Genomic DNA, 2,213 nt, shown 5'->3' with positions numbered 1-2,213 from the left:
AGAATGAGATTGAAATTTTTTTAAATATATTAAAAAAATTTAAAAAACAATTAGAAATTATAAATAGTAAAAATTTATAATATACAAAAAGGTCATTAAATCAAAATTGATTTAATGACCTTTATTTTTTATACTATTAAATATCTTATGGCGCCCCCAACAGGGATCGAACCCATAACCCTCTGATCCGAAGTCAGATGCTCTATCCAATTGAGCTATGGAGGCTCACTATAAGAGATTTTACAGCATTTTAAGATTTAAGTCAACAACTTTTCTTAATCCCAACACTCAACTCTTTCACCATATGGCATATCTATATCATTTTTATTGAAACTAGGATCTAGTCCACTCTCTTTTTGATTGCTATAATCACCTAAAGCTTCAAAAGCAACTTTACCTAGTAAGAATATAGCTATAAGATTCAATACTGCCATTAATCCCATAAATAAATCAGCCATATTCCAAACAAGTGCTAACTCTCCAATAGAACCAAACATTACCATTCCTATAACTCCAACTCTATATAAGTTTAACCAAGTTTTATTTGGAGTTAAAAATTCTATATTCGTTTCTCCATAATAATAATTTCCAATTATTGAGCTAAAAGCAAATAATAATATGCATAATGCGATGAAAACATTTCCCCATCCACCAACTTGAGAACTTAAGGCATTTTGAGTTAATTGAATTCCTGTTAATCCTTCAGTCTTATGTGCTCCTGATATTAAAACCATAAAAGCTGTACATGAACAAATCAAAATTGTATCTGTAAATACTCCTAAAGTTTGTACAAATCCTTGCTTTACAGGGTGAGAGGTTTCCGCTGCTGCCGCTGCATTTGGTGCTGATCCCATACCTGCTTCATTAGAAAATAAACCTCTTTTTACTCCAGTCATAATAGCAGCTCCTATTCCTCCACCAACTGCCTGTCTAATACCAAAAGCATTTTCAATTATATCTCTAAATATTTCTGGAACCATACTTATATTGCTTACAATTACATACAATGAAACTAGTATGTAAAGAATCGCCATAACAGGTACTACTGCAGCACTAAAGTTCGCTATCCTTTGAACTCCACCAAAGATTATAGCTCCTGTTCCAATAGCTAATACAATACCTATTATTGTTCTATCCAATTTAAAAGCTTCATGAAAAGCTAAAGATATTGTATTTGATTGAACTGAGTTAAATATTAGTCCAAAAGTTATTGATATTAATATTGAAAATGCAACACCCATCCATCTTTTATTAAGAGCTTTCTCCATATAATAAGCTGGTCCACCTCTAAAAGCTTCTCCATCTTTCACTTTATAAATTTGTGCCAAAGTACTTTCTACAAAACTAGATGCTCCACCTATAATGGCTATTAGCCACATCCAAAATATAGCACCTGGACCTCCTGAAGCTATCGCTATCGCAACTCCAGCCAAATTTCCAGTTCCAACTCTAGAAGCAGTACTTATACAAAATGCTTTAAATGATGAAACTCCACCTTTATGACCAACGCTATCACCTAAAATTTTTATCATTTGTCCAAAATATCTTATTTGAACAAATTTTGTTTTTAGTGTAAAGTATGTTCCTACAAATAATAACATTACAATAAGAACATAACCCCATAAAATATCATTAAAAAAATTTATTAATGAATTTAATATTTCCATTTTTCCCCCTTTATTTCGATTTTTATGAAATAATTTTATCATAAAGAATGCAAAATGAAAAATATATTTTTTAAATTGCTATTATTTTTTTGTAAAAAAAAAAGGAGTCATTGACTCCTTAAAATTACTTTGCTACTACGATGTTTGTAGCTTGAGGTCCTTTTGCTCCCTCAGTTACATCAAAAGTTACTTCTTCTCCCTCGTTAAGAGTTTTGAATCCGTCCTTTTGAATTTGAGAGAAGTGTGCGAATACATCCTTTCCATCTTCACCAGTGATGAATCCGAATCCTTTCTCTTGGTTGAACCATTTAACTGTACCTTTCATTTGATACCTCCATAAAAAATTTTGATTTCATGTAATAAATCTCCATTCAATCCAACTAATATAAGGTACCTATGTAAAGACCTTTAAATATTAAATACTAGAATTTCTTTCAATTTATACATCATTCAAACACAGTATACACTATTTAAATCTTCATGTCAAATATTTTCTACTGATGTAGTTCTTTCATTTTCCAAAAAATAAAAAAATGGCGCTTCTTG

2 protein-coding genes and 1 tRNA gene are annotated in these 2,213 nt (G+C 30.7%); all 3 read right to left on the bottom strand.

Annotated features, from left to right (window positions below):
• Positions 1-148: 148 nt before the first annotated feature.
• Positions 149-225 (bottom strand) — tRNA-Arg (locus tag HMPREF0202_RS06200).
• A gap of 50 nt (positions 226-275) precedes the next feature.
• The gene (locus HMPREF0202_RS06195; protein ID WP_040406631.1) at positions 276-1,667 is read right to left on the bottom strand and encodes an alanine/glycine:cation symporter family protein; all 1,392 of its coding nucleotides are present in this window, start codon (positions 1,665-1,667) and stop codon (positions 276-278) included.
• 124 nt (positions 1,668-1,791) lie between these two features.
• Positions 1,792-1,992, bottom strand: a complete 201-nt coding sequence (locus HMPREF0202_RS06190) for a cold-shock protein (protein ID WP_023052292.1) — start codon at positions 1,990-1,992, stop codon at positions 1,792-1,794.
• Between the last annotated feature and the right edge of the window lie 221 nt (positions 1,993-2,213).

Source organism: Cetobacterium somerae ATCC BAA-474, from assembly GCF_000479045.1.
Taxonomy (GTDB): Bacteria; Fusobacteriota; Fusobacteriia; order Fusobacteriales; family Fusobacteriaceae; genus Cetobacterium_A; species Cetobacterium_A somerae.
This window is presented reverse-complemented; position numbering and strand designations above follow the sequence as displayed.